Origin of the sequence: Pseudolysinimonas sp., from assembly GCF_044239695.1 — a bacterium.
Taxonomy (GTDB): domain Bacteria; phylum Actinomycetota; class Actinomycetes; order Actinomycetales; family Microbacteriaceae; genus Pseudolysinimonas_A.
Window position 1 is genome coordinate 1 of record NZ_JBIIAW010000181.1, and the last position, 2,998, is coordinate 2,998.

The 2,998-nt window shown below is 69.0% G+C and carries 3 protein-coding genes; all 3 read left to right on the forward strand.

Annotated features, from left to right (window positions below; genetic code table 11):
- Window positions 1-293 (forward strand): glycine cleavage T C-terminal barrel domain-containing protein (locus ACILQS_RS16115; RefSeq protein ID WP_395641140.1); only part of this gene is annotated, 293 nt, incomplete at its 5' end.
- On the forward strand, window positions 293-664 hold the full coding sequence (gcvH, locus tag ACILQS_RS16120) for a glycine cleavage system protein GcvH (RefSeq protein ID WP_395641141.1): 372 nt from the start codon (window positions 293-295) through the stop codon (window positions 662-664). The genes ACILQS_RS16115 and gcvH, both read left to right, overlap by 1 nt.
- On the forward strand, window positions 664-2,998 hold a 2,335-nt coding region (gene gcvP, locus ACILQS_RS16125), incomplete at its 3' end, for an aminomethyl-transferring glycine dehydrogenase (protein ID WP_395641142.1). The genes gcvH and gcvP, both read left to right, overlap by 1 nt.

Below are 2,998 nucleotides of genomic sequence, written 5' to 3' on the forward strand. Positions count from 1 at the left end.
TCGTGGGCAGGGCGGCCTCAGAGGAGGGCCCCGCATCCACTGCGCGTGTTCTCGTCGGCCTCACCACCGAGGGCAAGCGCGCGGGGCGCGCCGGCTACCCGGTCTTCGACGCGGATCGCGAGGTTGGCGTCATCACGAGCGGTGCGCTGTCACCCACCCTCGGGTACCCCATCGCGATGGCCTACGTCGACCCCGACGCGGCCGAGTCCACGAGTCTGGCGGTCGATGTGCGTGGAACGCGCATCCCCGCATCCGTAGTGAAACTGCCCTTCTACAAGAGAGAGTCCAAGTAATGGCTGACGCAACCACCCTCCAGTACACCGCCGAGCACGAGTGGGTGCTGGTTGACGGCGACACCGCCACCGTTGGCATCACCGCCTACGCGGCCGAGAAGCTGGGCGACGTCGTCTTCGTCGAGCTGCCCGCGGTCGGCGCCGACGTCGCCAGCGGATCGGTGGTCGGCGAAATCGAGTCGACCAAGTCGGTGGGCGAGCTCTTCGCACCCGTCAACGGCACGGTGGCCGAGGCGAACTCCTCGGTGGTCGACGACCCGTCACTGGTCAACTCCGACCCCTTCGGCGAGGGCTGGCTCATCAAGGTGACCTTCACGGAGCTTCCTGCCCTGCTCAGCTACGACGAGTACACGGCGCTGGTCGGCGAGTAATGTCAGTTCCTTTCTCCGCGCGCCACATCGGAACGGATGACGCGGCGCAGTCCCGCATGCTCGCCGCCCTCGGCTACGACTCGGTCGACGCTCTCGTCACCGCCGCCGTGCCGGATGCGATCGCCGTCGGCCCCATCGCCGACTCCGTCATTCCCGCCGCCGCCTCGGAGCGCGAGGCTCTCGCCGAGCTGCGCGCCCTCGCCTCGAAGAACCGGGTCAACCGGTCGATGATCGGCCTCGGCTACTACGACACGATCACCCCCGCCGTGATCAAGCGCAATGTGCTCGAGAACCCGAGCTGGTACACGGCGTACACGCCCTACCAGCCCGAGATCTCGCAGGGCCGGCTTGAGGCGCTCATCAACTTTCAGACGATGGTCGCCGACCTCACCGGCATGGCGACCGCCAACGCGTCGATGCTCGACGAAGCCACCGCCGTCGTCGAGGGCATGCTGCTCGCGCGCCGTGCGTCCGGTTCGACGGCGAACACCTTTCTGGTCGACGCCGACACCCTCCCGCAGACGAAGGCGCTGCTGCGCAACCGCGCCGACGCCGTCGGCATTGCCCTGGTCGAGACCGACTTCTCCACCATCGAGCCGGCCTTCGGCGTCTTCATCCAGTACCCCGGCGCCTCGGGGCGCGTCTGGGACCCCAGCTCTGTCATCGCCGCCGTCAAGGAGCAGGGCGGTGTCGCGATCGTCGCGGCCGACCTGCTCGCGATGACGCTCATCAAGGCGCCCGGCGAACTCGGCGCGGATGTCGCGGTCGGCTCGTCGCAGCGCTTCGGCGTTCCCATGGGCTTCGGCGGCCCCCACGCCGGCTACATGGCCGTGCGCGCCGGGCTGGAGCGGCAGCTTCCGGGTCGCCTCGTCGGTGTCTCGCAGGATGCCGCCGACCCCGCCTACCGCCTGTCGCTGCAGACACGCGAGCAGCACATCCGCCGCGAGAAGGCCACGTCGAACATCTGCACCGCGCAGGTGCTGCTCGCCATCATGGCCGGCATGTACGCCGTCTACCACGGGCCGCAGGGCCTCAAGACGATTGCGCAGAACGTGCACCGCACGACGGTCAACGCCGCCGCGCGCCTGCGGGCCTCGCAGGTCACCGTCGTGCACGAGAGCTACTTCGACACCCTGCTGGTGAGCGTGCCTGGGCGTGCCTCCGAGGTTGTCGCGGCCGCCTACGCCGACGGCATTCTCTACGGCCTCGTCGACGACGACACCGTGCGCCTCAGCTTCGACGAGGTCAGCGCCCTCGACGCGGAGCTGCTCGACCGCATCCTCGCGCCCCTCGGCGCAGAGCCGGTCGCCGGCCGGGAGAAGGGCAGCTGGCGGCCCGCATCGCCCATCGACGCCTCCCTCAACCGGTCGTCGGAGTACCTGACCCACCCGGTCTTCAACACGCACCGCTCGGAGACGAGCATGATGCGCTACCTCAAGTACCTCGCCGACAAGGACTACGCCCTCGACCGCGGCATGATCCCGCTCGGGTCGTGCACCATGAAGCTCAATGCCGCCAGCGAGATGGAGGCGGTGACCTGGCCGGAGTTCGCAGGGCTCCACCCCTACGCGCCCGACAGCGACACCGTCGGCTACCGTGAGCTGATCAGCCAGCTCGAGGGCTGGCTGGCCGAGGTCACCGGCTACGACAACGTCTCGCTGCAGCCCAATGCGGGAAGCCAGGGCGAGCTCGCGGGTCTGCTCGCGATTCGCGGCTACCACCTCGCCAACGGCGACACGCAGCGGGTCACCTGCCTCATCCCGTCGTCCGCCCACGGAACCAACGCGGCCAGCGCGGTTCTCGCCGGCATGAAGGTCGTCGTGGTCGCCTGCGATGACCTCGGCAACGTCGACCTCGACGACCTGCGCGCCAAGATCGCCGACCACGCCGACAGCATCGCCGCGCTGATGATCACCTACCCGTCGACGCACGGCGTCTACGAGCACGAGGTGCGAAGCATCACGGATGCCGTGCACGAGGCCGGCGGTCAGGTCTACGTCGACGGCGCCAACCTCAACGCCCTGCTCGGCTACGCCCGGTATGGCGACTTCGGCGGCGACGTCTCGCACCTCAACCTGCACAAGACCTTCTGCATCCCGCACGGCGGCGGCGGTCCCGGTGTCGGTCCCGTCGCGGCGAAGGCGCACCTCGCGCCCTTCCTCCCCGGTGCCGCCGGAACGACGCACTTCGACGACCCGCACATCGTCAGCGCTGCCAAGTACGGCTCACCCAGCATCCTGCCGATCTCGTGGGCCTACGTGCGCATGATGGGCTCCGAGGGCCTCAAGCAGGCAACGGGTGCCGCGGTGCTCGCAGCCAACTACGTTGCCGCAC